Source organism: Microbacterium sp. NPDC056569 (genome assembly GCF_042793475.1).
Taxonomy (GTDB): domain Bacteria; phylum Actinomycetota; class Actinomycetes; order Actinomycetales; family Microbacteriaceae; genus Microbacterium.
In genome coordinates, this window is sequence record NZ_JBHTUV010000001.1 from 556103 (window position 1) to 572490 (window position 16388).

14 protein-coding genes are annotated in these 16388 nt (G+C 70.6%); 9 read left to right on the top strand and 5 right to left on the bottom strand.

Annotated elements, in window-relative coordinates:
• Positions 1-33 precede the first annotated feature (33 nt).
• Positions 34-591: a dihydrofolate reductase family protein gene (locus ACFQ7C_RS02295; protein WP_378897346.1), complete on the bottom strand. Its 558-nt coding sequence runs from the start codon at positions 589-591 to the stop codon at positions 34-36.
• Between the two features lie 145 nt (positions 592-736).
• Between ACFQ7C_RS02295 and ACFQ7C_RS02300 the strand changes: the two genes are divergently transcribed.
• Genes ACFQ7C_RS02300 through ACFQ7C_RS02310 form a run of 3 tightly spaced genes read left to right on the top strand, consistent with a single transcriptional unit; the run spans position 737 to position 5294 of the window.
• Positions 737-1213 carry a DUF2975 domain-containing protein gene (locus tag ACFQ7C_RS02300; protein ID WP_378897348.1) on the top strand — a complete coding sequence of 159 codons (477 nt, stop codon included), beginning with the start codon at positions 737-739 and terminating at the stop codon, positions 1211-1213.
• Positions 1213-1458 carry a helix-turn-helix domain-containing protein gene (locus ACFQ7C_RS02305; RefSeq protein ID WP_378897350.1) on the top strand — a complete coding sequence of 82 codons (246 nt, stop codon included), beginning with the start codon at positions 1213-1215 and terminating at the stop codon, positions 1456-1458. The genes ACFQ7C_RS02300 and ACFQ7C_RS02305 overlap by 1 nt, the downstream gene beginning before the upstream one ends.
• Positions 1455-5294 (top strand): SCO7613 C-terminal domain-containing membrane protein, encoded by a 3840-nt coding sequence (locus ACFQ7C_RS02310; RefSeq protein WP_378897353.1) that lies wholly within the window; start codon positions 1455-1457, stop codon positions 5292-5294. Before ACFQ7C_RS02305 ends, ACFQ7C_RS02310 begins: the two co-directional genes overlap by 4 nt.
• 21 nt (positions 5295-5315) lie before the next feature.
• Here the strand turns inward: ACFQ7C_RS02310 and ACFQ7C_RS02315 are convergent, their stop codons facing one another.
• Genes ACFQ7C_RS02315 through ACFQ7C_RS02325 form a run of 3 tightly spaced genes read right to left on the bottom strand, consistent with a single transcriptional unit; the run spans position 5316 to position 6957 of the window.
• Positions 5316-5831: a glycine cleavage system protein R gene (locus tag ACFQ7C_RS02315; protein WP_378897355.1), complete on the bottom strand. Its 516-nt coding sequence runs from the start codon at positions 5829-5831 to the stop codon at positions 5316-5318.
• A gap of 51 nt (positions 5832-5882) precedes the next feature.
• Positions 5883-6248 carry a hypothetical protein gene (locus tag ACFQ7C_RS02320; RefSeq protein WP_378897358.1) on the bottom strand — a complete coding sequence of 122 codons (366 nt, stop codon included), beginning with the start codon at positions 6246-6248 and terminating at the stop codon, positions 5883-5885.
• Positions 6249-6300: 52 nt separating this feature from the next.
• Entirely contained in the window at positions 6301-6957 is a 657-nt protein-coding gene (locus tag ACFQ7C_RS02325) for a DUF305 domain-containing protein (protein WP_378897361.1), read from the bottom strand.
• Positions 6958-7261: 304 nt separating this feature from the next.
• Here ACFQ7C_RS02325 and ACFQ7C_RS02330 point away from each other — a divergent pair, with 304 nt between their 5' ends.
• The 6 genes from ACFQ7C_RS02330 (at position 7262) to ACFQ7C_RS02355 (ending at position 16105) form a co-directional block, all read left to right on the top strand.
• Positions 7262-8929 (top strand): LVIVD repeat-containing protein, encoded by a 1668-nt coding sequence (locus ACFQ7C_RS02330; protein ID WP_378897363.1) that lies wholly within the window; start codon positions 7262-7264, stop codon positions 8927-8929.
• A 199-nt stretch (positions 8930-9128) separates the two neighbouring features.
• Positions 9129-10292, top strand: coding sequence for a polysaccharide deacetylase family protein (locus tag ACFQ7C_RS02335; RefSeq protein ID WP_378897365.1), 1164 nt, complete (start codon positions 9129-9131; stop codon positions 10290-10292).
• Between the two features lie 312 nt (positions 10293-10604).
• On the top strand, positions 10605-12113 hold the full coding sequence (locus tag ACFQ7C_RS02340; protein WP_378897368.1) for a sugar transferase: 1509 nt from the start codon (positions 10605-10607) through the stop codon (positions 12111-12113).
• A 184-nt stretch (positions 12114-12297) separates the two neighbouring features.
• A complete protein-coding gene (locus ACFQ7C_RS02345; RefSeq protein WP_378897370.1) occupies positions 12298-13464 on the top strand; it encodes a Gfo/Idh/MocA family protein in 1167 nt (388 codons plus the stop codon).
• Positions 13461-14378: a hypothetical protein gene (locus ACFQ7C_RS02350; protein WP_378897373.1), complete on the top strand. Its 918-nt coding sequence runs from the start codon at positions 13461-13463 to the stop codon at positions 14376-14378. The genes ACFQ7C_RS02345 and ACFQ7C_RS02350 overlap by 4 nt, the downstream gene beginning before the upstream one ends.
• Positions 14379-14578: 200 nt before the next feature.
• Positions 14579-16105, top strand: a complete 1527-nt coding sequence (locus ACFQ7C_RS02355) for a family 16 glycosylhydrolase (RefSeq protein WP_378897376.1) — start codon at positions 14579-14581, stop codon at positions 16103-16105.
• A 13-nt stretch (positions 16106-16118) separates the two neighbouring features.
• On the opposite strand, the gene ACFQ7C_RS02360 is transcribed toward ACFQ7C_RS02355, so the two are convergent.
• The coding region (locus ACFQ7C_RS02360) for a hypothetical protein (protein WP_378897378.1) at positions 16119-16388 on the bottom strand (270 nt) is incomplete at its 5' end.

A 16388-nucleotide genomic window follows, 5' to 3' on the forward strand; every position in this document is an offset into this window, starting at 1 on the left:
GTAGCTTCTACATCGCGGGGGTTTCGTTTTACCTCACCGCCGCACGCGGTAGGCGAGGTACACGGACCCGTTCGCGAAGCGGCGCTCGTCGGTGAGCTCGAGGTCGAGCCGCAGCCCTTCGTCGAGGAAGCGGATGCCCCCGCCGGCCACGGCCGGTGCGATCACGATGTGCACCTCGTCGAGGACGCCCGCGCGCGCTGCGACCGAGGCCAGCCGACCGCCGCCGATCGCGATCGGGGTGGCCGAGGCATCCGTCATCCGTCGCACCTCGGCGGGATCGAACGAGGCGCGGAGCTCGGTGCGGCGGGTGGTGACGGCGTCGAGGGTCGTCGAGTAGACGATCTTGTCGATATCGCGCCACTGCACAGCGAACTCGCGCTCGGGCGGCGACAGCTCGTCGAGCTCGAGGTCGTCCCACACCTTCATCACCTCGTAGACCCTGCGGCCGTAGAGGTGGGTCGTCGCCGGCGCGAAGAGGTCGTTGACGAACGAGTGCACCTCGGCGTCGGGCGTCGCCCAGTCCCATCGGCCGTCGGGGCCGGCGATGTAGCCGTCGAGCGACGCGGAGTTGAAGTAGATGAGCGACCCCATGCGTCGGCACGGTACTCGGCACCTCCCCCATGGACCACCCCCGGCGGGAGTCGGCGCGGGTTCAGCACCTGCCACTTGCGCAGAGGGCGTCTGCTGCGGCTATTGTTCATCGATAGATACATACTGTTTATCGATAGGCAGGCGCATGCACCGCACCACGATCGTCGTCCTGAAAGTCCTCATCGCGGCACTGCTGGTGCTCCTGCTGTGCTGCCAGGTGTTCGTGGTTCCGGCTGTCGCCGCGCAGTCGGCAGTGCGCTACTCCGAGATCGCCTACTTCGAGATCCCGGGCACGATCGTCGGCATCCTCTTCCTGGCGTGCGTGCAGGTCGTGCTCGTGTGCGTGTGGCGGCTGCTGTCCCTCGTGCGCGAGGACAGCATCTTCAGCGAGAGCGCGTTCCCCGACGTCGACGTGAGCCTCGCGGCCGTCGCGTTCGCGACCTTCCTCGTGCTCGTCGCCCTCGTCGCGCTGAGCCTGACCGGATTCATGACGCCGTCGATCACGCTGCTCCTGCTCCTGGGAGTCGTCGTTGGCGCCGGGCTGTCGCTGCTGATCGTGGTGCTGCGGGGCCTGCTGCGCAAAGCGTCGCAGCTCGAGCACGATCTCTCGGAGGTGGTGTGATGCCGATCATCATCAACCTCGACGTGCAGCTGGCGAAGAAGAAGATGTCGGTCACCGACTTCGCCGCCGCGATCGACATCACGCCCGCGAACGTCTCGGTGCTCAAGAACGGCCGCGCGAAGGCGGTGCGGTTCACGACGCTCGACGCGATCTGCCGCGTGCTGGAGTGCCAGCCGGGCGACATCCTGGAGTGGGTGCCCGACGACCATCCGGCCGCGATCGCCGCCAACGAGGGCTCGGCATGAGCGCGGCGCCGGCGGGTGCGCGGCCGGCGGCGTGGAGCGCCACGGCGATCGCCGAACTGCTCGACGTCGTGCGCTGCCCGGTGTGCGGCTCCGGCATCGTCGCCGAGCGACGCTGCCCGGCGTGCGGAGCGGACTTCCGGGGCGCGATCGGCCGCGACCTGTGGGCGGCGTCGCAGGACGCGGTGGATGCGCTGCGGGCACGCCAGGCGATCCTGGACCGGGTGCCGATCGTGCCGGTCGCGACCGCCGGGGTCGTCGATGCCTCCGCGCCGGAGACGGCACAGACCCCGGCCGCCCCCGCGGCTGCCCCGATCGACGTCGGCCCCCGCGCCGGATCCTCGGCGACGGTCCAGTCCGTCCTGGCGGTCGCGGGCGCGGGACTCGTGGCCGTCGCCGCGATGGTGTTCACGTTCTTCAATCCCGATCTCGCCGACCCGTCCGCGCGCGCCGCGATCGTCGGGGCCATCGCTGCGGCGTTCCTCTGCGGATCGGCATTCCTCGCGCGCCGCGGGCTCCGCTTCTCGGCCGAGGCCATCGGCGCCCTCGGGGTGGTCTTCCTCGCCCTCACCGTGACGACGGTCGTCGCCCTGCTGCCGGCCGGCGTGAACCGCTGGGTCTTCACCGCCATCGCGACCCTGCTCGCCGGCGGAGCGCTCGCCGTGCTCGGCCCGCGCGCGGGCATCCGCGCGTGGCTCTGGAGCGGGCTCGTCGCACTCGCCTTCGTCCCGCTCATGCTCGCCCTGGCCTCTCCCTCGGCGCTCGCGACGACGGCGGGCTGCCTCGCCTCCGCGGCGGCTGCCGGCGCCCTCGTCTCGCTCGCCGCGCGAGGGCCGGCCGGCTTCGACCGCCCGCTCACCGCCGAGGTCGTGACCCTCACCGCCGCGCAGGTCGGGTTCGCGGCTGCGGCGCTGACAGCGGTATGGGGAACGGATGCCGCCACCGGCGTCTCCCCCGCGCACCTCGCGAGCGCGACCCTGGTGGCGATCGCGGCCGTCGCCGTCGCGTCCGCGCGACACGCCGCCGGTGCGCTGTGGAGCGGTGTCGCCGGAGCCGCCATCGTCGGCGCCGTGGCGGTGCTCCCGCTCACCACGGAGAGCGGGAGCGGCTGGTTCGCGTCCTTCCCGGTCGCCGCCGGTCTCGGGCTGGTCGTGGTCGGTGCCCTCGCCCCGCTGCACCGCGTGGTTTCGCGCGGCGCACTGTTCGCCGGCGCGGTCACGGTCGTCGCAACCGTCGCCGTCATCCCGACGCTCACCGCGTTCCTGACGCTGGCCGGCGTCGTCGCCGGCGCGAGGGGCGGCGCGGTCCTCCTGCCGACGACGGCGCTCGGGCTCACCGTGGGTCTGACGGCCCTGGCCATCTCGCTCGCGTCGTTCGCCGCGATCACGACCCCGCACGGCGCCGCCAGCGCCGGAACGGCCGGGGGCGCAGCATCCGTCCCGCTCCCCGCGTTCGGGGCGCCTACCGAACGGTCGGGGCGCCCAGTGCACGCCCCGAACGCACCCGACACGCCCCGAACGCCGGACACCCAACGCGCCACCGGCGCGTGGCGGCCGCCGCCCCTCGGCACCCGCTGGCTCGGGTTCCTCGGGGCGTGGTACGCGGTGCTCGCCTTCCTCACGGTGCTGACGCTGCCGGGCATCGAGGTGTGGGCCCGCGTCGCGGTGGGGCTCGTCGCCGCGGTCGTCGCCGGCGCGGTGGTCGTCGCACGGATGCCGGATGCCTCCGCGGCGGCCCGCATGCCGCTCGTCGTCGGCGCGCATGCGACCGTCGTGCTCGCCGCGGTGCTGTCGTGGCACATCGACGAGCTCACGGTGTGGGCGGGAGCCGCCGTCGTCGCGACGCTCGGGGTGCTCGCGCTGACCGTGCCGCGCGCAGCCCGGTTCGTGCACGTCGGCGTCGGGTTCGCCTACGCACTGGTGGTGCTCGCGACCGCCCTCACGCGCGCGGGTGCGGACCCGCTCGTGGTGGTCTGCCTGACGACGTGCGCCGCCGGAGCGGTCGCGATCGCGGTCACGTTCGCCAGGCGGGTGCCGTCGCGGGAATGGCATGCCGTGCTCGCCGTGACGGCCGTTCCCTTCGCGGTCGGCGTGCTGCAGGTGGTCTTCGAGCGCAGCGGCTGGACCGCCCTGTCGACGGCGGTCATCTTCTGCCTCGCCCTGACGCTCGTCACGACGACTCGACCCGGGCTGGGGATCGTCGTGCGCACGCTCGCCGCCGCCACCCTCGTGCCCGCCGTCGCCGTGGTCGCCGTGTGCCTCGGGGCACAGCTGCTGCCGATGAGCGGGTCGCCGATCGTGCTCCCCGTCATCGCCGGCGTCGTCGCGGGCGTGCTGGCGTCGGCCGACAGGTTCGCCGCCGCGCTCGCCCGCCGCCTGCCGGGACCTCACCCGAGGACCGCGCGGCTCGCGGTCGAGGCATCCGCTCTGCTCACGGCCGCGATCGCGGTCGCACTGTCGCTCGTGCGCACGTCCGCGGGACTGCCCACGACGCTCCTCGTGCTGGTGATCCTGGGCGTCGGGTTCGTCGCGACCGCGGTGTTCTCGCCGCGCCGCTACGCGTGGCCGCTCGCCGGCGCGGCGTTCACGGGCGCGCTGTGGAGCGCGTGGGGCATCGCCGGCGTCACGGGCCTCGAGCCGTACCTGCTGCCGCCTGCGCTCGGCTCGGCGGTCGTGGCGGCCTGGCTGACCGCGCGCGGTCGCCCCTCGATCGGCCTCTACTCCGTCGGACTCGGCGTCGCGGTGCTGCCGGTGCTGATCGCACTGGCGCTGCAGGGAACGGATGCTGCGATCCCCGCGCTCACGATCGACCCCGGCTTCCCCGCCCGGGCGTACGCGCTCGTCGGCGCGGCGTGGGCGCTGGTCGCGGCATCCGTCGTCGTCACCCGCTCGTCCGCTCCGCGCGTCCGCCGCCTGCGGACGCTCCGCGTGCCGACACTCGCGGTCGCCATCGTCGCCGCAGCGGCCGCCGCGGTGCAGGGCGTGCGATGGGGTACGGGTCTGGACGCCGCGCCCACGGATCCGCTCATCGTCGCGGCCCTCGCATTCGGACTCGTCGGAGCGGGCGCCGCAGCGAGCGCCGCACGGGCCCTGCACCTCGCGGCGGCGCCGGCGACCCTGCTCGCCGAGACCCGCTGGCTCGGGGCCCCGGCCGTCCTGATCCTCGGCGTCGCGGCCTGGCCGGCGATCGAGCGCGACTGGTCCGTCATCTGGACGATGTGGGCGCTGCTGCTGGGATACCTGGCGCTCATGGTGACCGTCGCCGCGCGGGGCCTCCGCGCGCCGACGTCGCTGCCGCCCGTGTGGTTCCTGTTCGCGGTGTCGTTCGTGACGGGCGTGGTCGCGTGGAGCCCGCGCGACCTGCGTGTCGAATGGTTCTCGCTGCCGCTCGGGCTGTTCCTCCTCGCGGCCGGTGCGCTCGCCCTGCGGCGACCCGCGGAGTTCCCGCCGCGGCGGTCGTTGGAGACGTGGCCCGCGGGCTGGACCGGATCGTGGCCGCTGCTCGCCCCCGGACTCGTCACGATGCTGAGCGCCTCGGTCGCCGCGACCTATACGGACCCGCGGACGTGGCGCGCGATCCTCGTGATGGGGATCGCCCTCGCAGCGATCCTGGTGGGCGCCACGCAGCGCCTCGCGGCGCCGTTCCTCATCGGGATCATCGTGCTGCCGGTCGAGAACGTGCTCGCGTTCATGGTGCAGATCGGGCGCGGCATCGAGGCGATGCCGTGGTGGATCACGCTGTCGGTGGTCGGCGCGGTGCTGCTGATCATCGCCGTCGGCTACGAGCGACGGGCCGGCGAGGGCACCGGCCTCGCCGCGAGGCTGCGCGACCTCTCCTGACAGCCGGCGGCGCCGCGGGCCTCAGTGCCCGAGCGTGACGTCGACCTGGATCTCGGCCGCGAGCCGCTCCAGCTCCCGGGTGAGGGAGGCGAGGTCCACGGATGCCGGGATCCGGGCGGTCACCATCGCCTCGAACAGCCGGCCGCCGTACATGGCCGCCTCACGCGTCTCGGTGGTCATGCGGTCGATGCTGATGTCGTGGGAGCGCAGCACCGTCGTGATCTCCCTGACGATGCCCGGGTGGTCATTGCCGATCACCTGGAGGGTGAGCGGACGCATGGCGGCCGCTTCCGGGGAAGGCTCGGACCCGGTGCTGACCGTCACGGAGAGCAGCCCGTCCAGCACCGACAGCGACTCGCGGAGCTCGTCGGCGCGTGCCGGGACGACCGAGACCTCGACGACCCCGGCGAACACGCCCGACAGCTCGGCGAGCTGGCTGTTCTCCCAGTTGCCGCCGTGCCGGTCGACCACATCGGCGACGGCCGCGACGAGACCGGCCCGATCGCCTCCGACAAGGGTGAGCACGAGCGTCGTCATGGCCTCACTGTACCCACCGAGGCGGGGCGGCTCCCAGGGTGTGACGCGGGATCAGCGGGGCGCGAGCGCGCCGGTCACCGGGAACGGCAGGCGGAAGCGCTCGGGGTCGGCGCCGACGGCCGAGGCCGCGCCGAACTCGTCGGCGACGACGGTCACGCCGCGCGCGCTCGCCTCGGCGATGCGCACGGGGCGCTCGGTGCCGTCCGGGAGGAGAAGAGTCCAGCGGTCGGCGAGGTAGCCGATGCCCAGGTCGTCGAGCAGCTCCTCCGCGGCGAGCCAGTCGATCCCGTCCGCCCCCTCCGGCGTGCGCTCGCGGCCGAGCAGGTCGAAGACCCGGAAGCCGTCGTTCGCGGCGAGCATCCAGCCGAGGATCTCGCCGTCGGCGCGACGGTGTTCGATCCAGTCGGGCGGCAGCACGGGACCGAGCGTATCGGCAGGACGGCGACGGCGCCCGGCCGAGTCGTGCGGCTCAGTCGCCGAGCAGCCCGCGCATGCGCTCGATCTCGATGTTCTGATCGGCTTCGATGTGGCTGGCCATGATGTCGAGCTCGGTCTCGAGGCCGCCCCCGGCCTGATAGAGGTCGCCCACCATCTCCACGGCGCCCGAGTGGTGGATGATCATGAACTCGAGGAAGAGCCGGTCGAACTCGTCGTCGCGAGCCGCTTCGAGCTGCGCCAGCTGGGCGTCGGTGAGCAGACCGGGCATCTCCGCGGCGTGCGCGCCGTGCGACTCGTCGGGGTCGCGCACCGGCTCGCCGCGGTCCTGCAGCCATTTCTCGAGGAGGGCGATCTCGTCGGTCTGGCTCACGTCCATCCGCTCGGCGAGGAGCAGGATGTCGCGGTTGCCGGTGCGGTCCGGCACATAGCCGGTCATCTGCAGCGCCTGCGAGTGGTGGTGGAGCATGTCGCGGACGAAGAGCACATCCGCCTCGACGTAGCCGGCGCCGGTGAGCTGTGCCGCCTCCTCGGGCGACAGCGTGCGGTTCGGCTCGCCGGGTGCGCCGGGCTGCACGACCGGGGCCGTCGCCAGCCGCAGGGGCTCTTCTTCGGTCGCGGTGCAGGCCGTGAGCCCCAGCACCAGCACCACCGCCGCTGCAGCGCCTGCGAATCGGCCGGCTGTCGTCATCGGAGCCCCGCATCTCTTGTCGATCACCTACGGACCATTCACGTGAATTCGACCACATCTGTGGCGTCGCCTCACAACATGCCGCTATGTTCCCAGATAACTCCATCGGGTTTGGAGTTCACGAAGTGCTCCGCGTCGGAACCACGGGTTCAGCGGTATGTGCTCGGCAGTATGCAACACCTTGACAGAACGACAACGTCTCGTGACAGAAAGGCTCCGCATGAAATCTCCCCACAGCCCGCGATCACGCTGGAGAAATCGCACCCTCGCGATGATCGGCGCAGCGGCATTGGGCGCATCCCTGATGACGGCGAGCGCCATGACGGCGAGCGCGGCCGCCGACCCGCGTGACGACCTCTCCCCGGGTCTCGCCGATGCCGGCGTCGCCGCGAGCGGCGTGCAGCACCTGGCCAACGTGGCCAAGCTGTCCCAGTTCAGTGTGAACTCCGACCTCGCGTTCTTCGACGACACGGCCGTCGTCGGCAACTACAACGGTGTGCAGTTCTACGACATCTCCGATCCGAACGCGCCGGTGCTGAAGTCGTCGATGGTGTGTCCGGGCAGCCAGAACGACGTGTCGGTCTACGGCGACCTCCTCTTCATGTCGGTCGAGGCGACGAGCGCGCGCGTCGACTGCTCGACGAACCCTGCGTCCACGGTGTTCCGGGGTGTGCGCATCTTCGACATCAGCGACATCCAGAACCCGGTGCAGGTTGCGGCTGTTCAGACGTGCCGAGGCTCGCACACCCACACGCTGGTCGACTCTCCCGCCGACGACGAGAACGTGTACGTCTACGTGTCGGGAACGGCCGGCGTGCGCAGCACGGCGCAGATGGCGAGCTGCAACAACAGCACCAACCCGGCGTCGGAGAATCCGTCGCTGTGGCGGATCGAGGTCATCAAGGTCCCGCTCGCGGCACCTCAGGACGCTGCCGTCGTGAGCGAGCCGCGACTGTTCGCCGACCCCGCCACCGGCGCCCTGAACGGCCTGCAGAACGGCCCGACGCAGCCGACGCATCCGTCGGGTGCGAACTACTCGCCGAACCCGAACACGAACGCGTGCCACGACATCACGGTGTACCCCGAGATCGGCCTGGCCGCGGGCGCCTGCCAGGGCAACGGCATCCTGATCGACATCTCGGACCCGGTCAACCCGGTGCGCCTGGATGCGGTCGCCGACCCGAACTACTCGTACTGGCACTCCGCCACGTTCAACAACGACGGCACCACCGTCGTGTTCACGGACGAGTGGGGCGGCGGCAGCGGTGCGCGCTGCCGTGCCACCGACAGGCCGGAGTGGGGTGCGAACTCGATCTACGACATCGTCGACGGCAAGCTCGAGTTCCGCAGCTACTACAAGATCCCGTCGGTGCAGACCACCACCGAGAACTGCGTCGCCCACAACGGCTCGCTCGTTCCGGTGCCCGGTCGCGACATCATGGTGCAGGCGTGGTACCAGGGCGGTCTGTCGGTGTTCGACTTCACCGACAGCGCGAACCCGGTGGAGATCGGCTACTTCGACCGCGGCCCGATCAGCGCGACGTCGCTGGTCACCGGCGGCTACTGGTCGACGTACTGGTACAACGGCAACATCCTGGGCAGCGAGATCGCGCGCGGCTTCGACAGCCACGCACTGACTCCGACCGCGTTCCTCTCGGCCAACGAGATCGCGGCGGCGTCCGAGGTCTCGTCGACGCTGACGAACGTGCAGGGGCAGACGAAGTTCACGCACGCGCCGAGCTTCGCGGTCGTCCGCTCGTACGTCGACCAGGCTGAGCGCGCGGGCACGCTCAGCGCCAAGGCGATCGGCGAGGTGCGCAAGCACGTCGACCAGGCCGAGACGCTCGCGGCAGGCAACGCCGCCGGGCGCGCGATTGTCGCGCAGCTCGACAACGCCGCACGCAAGTCGGGCGCCGCGACGGACTCGGCGCTGGTGACGGCGATCAACGCACTCGCGGGAGTGCAGGGCTGAGACAGCAGGGGACTGCCGCGAAGCGGTCTCCCCGCACCGAGCGCCCGGTGGATCCACTCCACCGGGCGCTCGGTCGTCGTGCACGTCCGCCCGATCATCCACAACCCGCGCTGCGGACGGACGGCGGGGCGCAGCATCCGGGTAGCATCCCCTCAGAGATCGCACGTGGGGACGCGCGGTACCGGACCCGGGGAGTCGTATGGCCACGTTCGGCACACCACCCGCACGACGGCCGTCGGCGCGGGTTCGCCGCCGCCGCCTGTTCGCGGGCATCGCGGGCGCCGTCGTCCTGCTCGCCATCATCGGCGGCACGGTCGCCGCGATCGGGTTCGCCCGCGCCGGCGCGGACGATGACGGGACGGATGCTGCGCCCCCCGCTCCTGCATCGGCCACGCCGACTCCCACCCCGACGCCGCTCACGCCCGAAGAACAGCTGCTCGCCTCCACCACCGACCCCGCGGCGTGCGCGGTGAGCTTCGCCGGCGACGGCGTCGCCGACGCGCCGATGCTGCAGACGCAGGGGGCGCTGTATGCGGGTCTCCCGATCCCGTCACGCGACGGGCTCGTGTTCGCCGGCTGGTACGCGACGCCCGCGGACGCCGCGGCCTTCGCGATCCCGGGGCGGGTCAACGGGTCGGAGCCCGTCGTGTGCACCGATCAGCGCGTGACCCTGCACGGTGCGTGGATGAGCCCGGAGCAGAACGTGGCCGAGGACGCCCGCATCCCGATCCTCATGTACCACCAGTTCACCGCCAACCCGCAGGGCGAGAGCGGGTGGCTCCGCGGCAACTACGCGTACGTCGGCGACTTCGACGCGCACATGAACCACATCGCGACGACCGGGTTCTACCTGCCCACGTGGGACGAGCTGTCGGCGTTCATCGACGGACGCCTGTTCCTGCCGAACCACTCGGTGATCGTCACCGACGACGACGCCGACCAGACCTGGTTCGACCTCGCCGCCCCACTGGTCGACAAGTACAAGGTGCTCACGACCTCGTTCATGATCACCGCCTACCGGCAGGATCCGCCGCCGAACGTCTACGTGCTGCGCCGGTCCCACACCCACGACATGCATCGCGCGGGAGCGAACGGCGACGGCCTCATCACGAACCTCTCGGTGCCCGAGATCGCGGCCGACATGGAGGCGTCGTACGGCGTGCTCGGTGTGAAGGAGATCATGGCGTACCCCTTCGGGCACCACAACGACACGGCGAAAGAGGGCCTGCGCCAGGCCGGCTGGGAGATGGCCCGCACCATCGAGCCGGGCTACGTCACGATCGGCACCGACAAGCTCGCCCTGCCGACCGTGCGCATCAACTACGGCATGGGGCTGGACGCGCTGATCAACCTCATCGGGTGACGCGGGCGGGCCCTGCCTGAGACCCATTAGCGGTTTCCCTTAAGGTGTGTCAAGTTTTCCGACGGAAACTCTTCCGGTCGTCGTCCGGCGGGCGTACAGTGACAACGCGCAGGGGGATGAAGCACCCGAAACTTCGTTTCCCATGACCCGACAACCCGGCCGGGTCTGCGCACTGGGGTTGGTCTGCTCGACGTTGTCGTCGTGCCGTCCGACGGGGAAGTACATGTCTGCTAGGGACGCGTCGTCGTGCGCGCGGTGGACCGCGGTCTGAAGCCGACCGCGATCAACGCGGCGCCAACGGGCGCCGGAGGAGTGACCCGAACGCTCCTCCGACGTCCACCCCTGACGCGCCCGATCTTCGACGCGCTTCCCGACGCGATCGCCCCTCGCGTACAGCCGTCGCTGGAGCGCCGCCACCTGTGGGAGCGGCGCTACCGGCGACGGTTGGTCGCGACCGATGCGGCCTGCGTCACCGGAGCCGCCGTCGCGGCGATGCTGTTCGAGGGCGGGGGTGTGGTGCCGCTCGCCGAGCTGGCGGGTCCGGCACGCATCGGCGTCTTCGTCGTCTGCGCGTGGATGACGCTGCTGTGGCTCGCTCGCACGCGCGAGCCGTCCGTGCTGGGTGCGGGAGCGGCCGAGTACATGCGCCTCGGGCATGCGACGGGGTTCGCCTTCGGCATCCTGTCGACCGTGTTCATCCTCGCCCAGCTGCCCGGCCTGCGCGCACAGCTCATCGTCGCGCTGCCCTGCGGCCTCGTCGCCCTGGTGCTCAGCCGCCGGCTCTGGCGCAAGTGGCTGATCCGCGAGCGCGAACGGGGCGAATGCGTCTCACGAGTCATCGTCGCCGGCACCCGCGAGGACGTCGAGTACGTCATCGAGAAGCTCGCGCATGACCCCCATCACGCCTATATGGTCATCGGGGCGACGACCACGGACGGGGTCTTCGATCCCATCGACATCGAGGACCACCGCTACCCGGTGATCGGCTCGATGCGCCTCACCGCGACGTATGGACGCCAGGCCGGCGCCGACGCCATCGTCGTCGCGAGCACGCCGGAGAACGACCGCGACTTCGTGCGGCGGCTGGGATGGGAGCTCGAGGGCAGCGCGGCCGAGCTCGTGCTGTGCAACCGGCTCACCGACGTCGCCGGGCCTCGTCTGTCGCTGCGGCCCCTCGACGGCCTGCCCCTCGTGCAGGTGAAGATCCCCGAGTTCGAGGGCGGGGTCCACGCCATCAAGCGCGGCATGGACGTCGTCCTGTCGCTGCTCGCCCTCGTGCCGATCGTGCTCATCACGCCGTTCGTCGCGCTCGCCATCAAGCTCGATTCGCGTGGGCCGGTGCTGTTCCACCAGCTGCGTGTGGGGCGTGACGGCCGTCAGTTCTGGATGCTGAAGTTCCGCACGATGGTCGCTGACGCCGAGATGCGTCGCACCGAGCTGCTCGCCCACGACGAGGGCGCGGGTCCCCTGTTCAAGATGAAGAGCGACCCTCGCATCACGCGCGTCGGCGCGGTGCTGCGCAGGTTCTCGATCGACGAGCTGCCCCAGTTCGTGAACGTCCTGCGCGGCGACATGAGCATCGTCGGACCGCGTCCGCCGCTTCCCTCGGAGGTGACGTCCTACGACGGCACCGTCTGTCGCCGGCTCTACATCAAGCCGGGGATCACCGGGCTCTGGCAGATCAGCGGGCGCAGTGATCTCACGTGGGACGACAGCGTGCGACTCGACCTCCGCTACGTGGAGAACTGGTCGATCGCGACCGACCTCATGATCATGTGGCGCACCGCGCACGTCATGGTCAGACCCAAGGGGGCGTACTGATGACGCATCGGAACACACTTGGCCGGCGACAACGGCGTCGCCGGCCGCCAACAACCGGATCCGCGGTCGCAGGCCGCCATACCCGCCGGGTGCACACCGGTGATTGCGTGAGACGGCAGCCCGTTCCCCCAAGCGGGTGTGGCCGCGGGTCCCTGGGACGACTCCGTGCCGGAGGGGCGTGGCTATGACGATCCCGCAGCACGGAGAAGCGCCCGGGGTTCAGGACGCTTCGCGCCCGCCCGATCGGGATGCGCGCGTCCGCCTGGGGGTGGTGGGCGTCGGGAAGATGGGCCTCTCGCACCTGTCCATCGCACGTGCACTGCACGACGTCGACGTCGTCGGCGTGTGCGATTCGACCGACTACGTGCTGGACGTGCTGGGGAAGTACACCGGCGTGCACACCTTCGGATCGGTGGAGCGCATGCTGGACGAGGCTCAGCCGGACGCGGTCCTCATCGCCACGCCGACCGGTTCTCACGCCGACCTCGTGGGTTCGGCGCTCGACCACGGCATGCACGTGTTCTGCGAGAAGCCGCTCACGCTCAGGGCGGACGAGTCCCGTGACCTGGCGCAGCGCGCGGCCGACCGCGGCCTCGTCGCACAGGTCGGCTACCACAACCGGTTCATCGCGACCTTCCGCGAGGTCAAGCGTCTGCTGGACGCCGACGCGATCGGCCGACCGGGTCATATACTCGCCGAGGCATATGGGCCCGTGGTGCTGAAGCAGAAGGGCTCCACCTGGCGGAGCCGGCGGGAGACCGGCGGTGGCTGCCTGTACGACTACGCGGCGCACCCGATCGACCTCGTGAACTGGTACGCCGGCACACCGGAAGGCGTGCGCGGCTCGGTGCTGCACAGGATCTTCTCCGCCGAGACCGACGACGAGGTGTATTCGACCTTCCTCTACGGCGACGGACTCACCGCCCACATCTCCGTCAACTGGTCGGATGACTCGTACCGGAAGATGTCCACCTCGGTGACCGTCAGCGGATCGCGGGGCCGCATCTACGCGGACCGGCAGGAGATCCGCGTGTACCTCCGCGACGGCGTCGAGCCGCCGACGGGCTACCACCCCGGCTGGAACGTGCGGTACACCACTGAGCTCACGCCGGCCGTCTCGTTCTACCTTCGGGGCGAGGAGTACACCGCTCAGCTCGAGAGCTTCGTCGATGCCGTCCACGCTCACGAGCATCACGCCCGCCAGAACTCCTTCGACAGCGCCGCAGCGACCGACGCGATCCTCGACGCGATCGTGCGGGATGCCGAGCACTCCTCCGAGACCGCAGCTGGGCGGCGAGCGGACTCGGAGGGGCATCGGCGGACGCCACGGAGATGGGGGCGGAGAGGATGACGACGGTCGACACGATGAGGCCGGTCCACACGATGGATCGGCTGCTGCTGGGCGACAACCAGTTCTTCGGCATCAACCACATGTCGGAGGAGCGGGCGCGTGCGCAGGCTGTGCGCTTCCAGGACACGCAATCGATCGTCGACGTGATCGAGATCGCGCTCCAGGAGGGTGTGCGCACGTTGATGTGCACGACGCACGAGCGGATCGCCGAGGTCTGCGACCGTGTCCGGGACGATCCCGGGCGCTTTCGCGGATTCCGCGCCTATCCCTGCATGCCGTACGCCCACAAGTACGCGAACGCGGTGACCGAGCACGGCATGCTCGGCGCGCTGCGCTCGTTCCTCCCCGACGACGGCGCGCTCGATGCGGTGCTGCGGGGCGGACGGTCGGTGCTGCGGAAGGACGTCGAAGGTCTGATCCCCTTGCTGATCGACGCTGAGATGAAGATGTTCCACGGCATCCAGACCCCCGTCGTCTTCCTTCAGAACGTCGTGGTGGACCTGCTTCTCGGCCTGGGGTTCGACGATGCCTTCGCAGCGTTCGACCGGCACGTGCGCACGCGCTACGGCGCGGAGCCCGGCTTCATCACGATGAACCTGCCGCTGCTCTTGGACCGCCTGGATGCCCTCGGCATCTCGAACCCCGTCGTCTGCGCGAACATCAACGCGATGGGATTCCGGATGTCGGGCGGCGTCTCGGGCTACGAGCAGGCACTCGCGGAGCGCACGTTCCGCCCGGTGGCGATGTCGGTGTTCGCCTCGGGCGCCATCGCGCCGCGTCCCGCGCTGGAGTGGATCCACGAGCACGCGAGGGTCGAGTCGATCGTGTTCGGCGCGTCCTCGCGCTCGTCGATCGCGAGCACCGTCGCCATCACGCGAGAGCTCTGGGGGCCGGTCGACGCACAGGACTCGTGACGCCGCGGTTCCCCGTTCTGTGAGTGGTTTCTCATCGGATACCCATGAGAAACCACTCATTTATAACGGATTTGTCACGGCAGGCGTGTCGGGCCCTGTAAGAATCGATCATCAGCGTCGAAGCGTCACCTGACCTTCGACCGTCCTTGCCCCCCGACCCCGAGCGCCGGTTCGCCGGCGCTTTCCTTTGTGCATCGCTTATGAAGAAATTCCATCGTCACCTCATCGCCTCCCTCACAACCCTCGCCCTCGCCGCCACCTCGGTCGCGGCGGCCGCACCGGCCCTCGCAGCCACCTCGTCCACCGCGGTGCTCAGCACCGAGACATCGCGCACCGCCGACCTCGTCGCCTCGGCGAGCTCCGGCTGGGGCTACTGGCGGTCGGCGACGGCGCCGGCCTCGAGCTGGAAGACCGACACCGCCGCCTGGTCGACCGGAAGGGCGCCGCTCGGCTGGGGCCGCGACACCGGTCCCGTCAACACCGTTCTCCCGACTGTCTCGGGCAGCCAGCCGCTCGCGACGTACTTCAAGAAGACGTTCTCCGTCGGCACCGAGCTGCCCACGTCTGTGCGCCTGACCACCTGGGCCGACGACGGCGTCGTGGTGTACCTCAACGGCCGCGAGATCGCCCGCGCCAACATCGCGAGCTCGGCTCAGATCACGCCCAACACCTACGCGACGGCCGCGCCCAACTCGACGACTGCTCGCCAGCGCCTGGTGACCGTCGACGTGCCGGTGAGCGCCCTGAAGTCCGGAACCAACGTCCTCGCCGCGCAGGTGGCCTCGAACTGGCGCGCGACGCCGAACATCAGCTTCGACGCGAGCCTGAAGGCCACCTACTCCGCGGGCGACACCACCACCCCGCCCACCACGCCCACCACGCCGGACGACGGCTCCGTCGCCGGGTGGGGGACTCCCGACTGGCGTGACGAGTTCACCTACGTCGACGCGACGACCGGCAAGCCCGCCGTCGACCCGACCAAGTGGAACGTCCGCGACCGCAGCACGCTGGGCCTCCTGCCCGATGCCGCCGTGGTCGACAAGAACCAGGTGACCGTGGACACCAACGGCGTGATGCACATCCGGGCCGACTGGCTCGACCAGCCGGTCATCCGCACGTCGGGCGCCGGCCCCAAGGAGATCTGGCACAAGACCGGGTACCTGGACCAGCGCTCGCTGCGCAGCGGCGATGTCTCGCGTGGCCAGCAGTACGGCCGCTGGGAGATCCGCGCCAAAGTGCCGACCGGACCCAACACGTTCGGAGCCCTCGCCGCGTTCTGGCTGCGCAACAGCAACTCCGGCGAGATCGACATCATGGAGGCCTGGGGCTACGACGACGGCCCCCTGCGCGACCAGAAGATCGATTCCGCGACCACGACGGTGCACACTCAGACGTCGGCCGCCGGCAACGAGAAGTTCTTCTGGACGCACAGCGAGCACGGCGGGCCGGTCCCGGTCTGGGCCGACTTCCACACCTTCGCTTTCGAGCTGACGCCCACGTACGCGGCGATCATCGTCGACGGCAAGGAGCTGGCGCGGACGACTCCCGCGAAGAACCCGACGCTGTGGAACAAGGACTACTTCGGCAGCCCGCTCCACATGCGCCTCAACCTGCACGTCGGCCCCTCGGAGCTCTACTGGGGCCTTCCCGACCCGAACAACCGCGCCGCCACGCAGAACCTGGACTTCCAGGTCGACTACGTGCGGACGTGGTCGTACGACGGCTGACGCAGTACGACGGTCACACGCGCACGTCGCGCGCGACGACAGGGGGATGCTCTGCACCGCTGTCCATGCGTGCCGATGCCCGTGAGGTCGGGATCGTGAGGTCCGGCCGCTGACTGCTGGGGGTCTCGCCTTCGGGCGGGGCCCCCGCTTGGTCTTCCGCGGGGTCGCCCTCTCCCCGGCCCCGGCGATCGCGGCGGTAGGCGAGTGTGGGGCCGCTGCGGGCGCGGGTGACCAGGAGCGCGGCGATGCCGCCGACCATCAGCCCGAGGAACAGCCCGCCGGC

Bases quoted from the DNA above. Each gene is read 5' to 3' on its own strand.
- ACFQ7C_RS02355 (WP_378897376.1), top strand. From the start codon at position 14,579: ATGAAGAAATTCCATCGTCACCTCATCGCCTCCCTCACAACCCTCGCC.
- ACFQ7C_RS02325 (WP_378897361.1), bottom strand. From the start codon at position 6,957: ATGACGACAGCCGGCCGATTCGCAGGCGCTGCAGCGGCGGTGGTGCTG.
- ACFQ7C_RS02345 (WP_378897370.1), top strand. From the start codon at position 12,298: ATGACGATCCCGCAGCACGGAGAAGCGCCCGGGGTTCAGGACGCTTCG.
- ACFQ7C_RS02315 (WP_378897355.1), bottom strand. From the start codon at position 5,831: ATGACGACGCTCGTGCTCACCCTTGTCGGAGGCGATCGGGCCGGTCTC.
- ACFQ7C_RS02305 (WP_378897350.1), top strand. From the start codon at position 1,213: ATGCCGATCATCATCAACCTCGACGTGCAGCTGGCGAAGAAGAAGATG.
- ACFQ7C_RS02310 (WP_378897353.1), top strand. From the start codon at position 1,455: ATGAGCGCGGCGCCGGCGGGTGCGCGGCCGGCGGCGTGGAGCGCCACG.
- ACFQ7C_RS02350 (WP_378897373.1), top strand. From the start codon at position 13,461: ATGACGACGGTCGACACGATGAGGCCGGTCCACACGATGGATCGGCTG.
- ACFQ7C_RS02300 (WP_378897348.1), top strand. From the start codon at position 737: ATGCACCGCACCACGATCGTCGTCCTGAAAGTCCTCATCGCGGCACTG.
- ACFQ7C_RS02330 (WP_378897363.1), top strand. From the start codon at position 7,262: ATGACGGCGAGCGCCATGACGGCGAGCGCGGCCGCCGACCCGCGTGAC.
- ACFQ7C_RS02295 (WP_378897346.1), bottom strand. From the start codon at position 591: ATGGGGTCGCTCATCTACTTCAACTCCGCGTCGCTCGACGGCTACATC.
- ACFQ7C_RS02335 (WP_378897365.1), top strand. From the start codon at position 9,129: ATGGCCACGTTCGGCACACCACCCGCACGACGGCCGTCGGCGCGGGTT.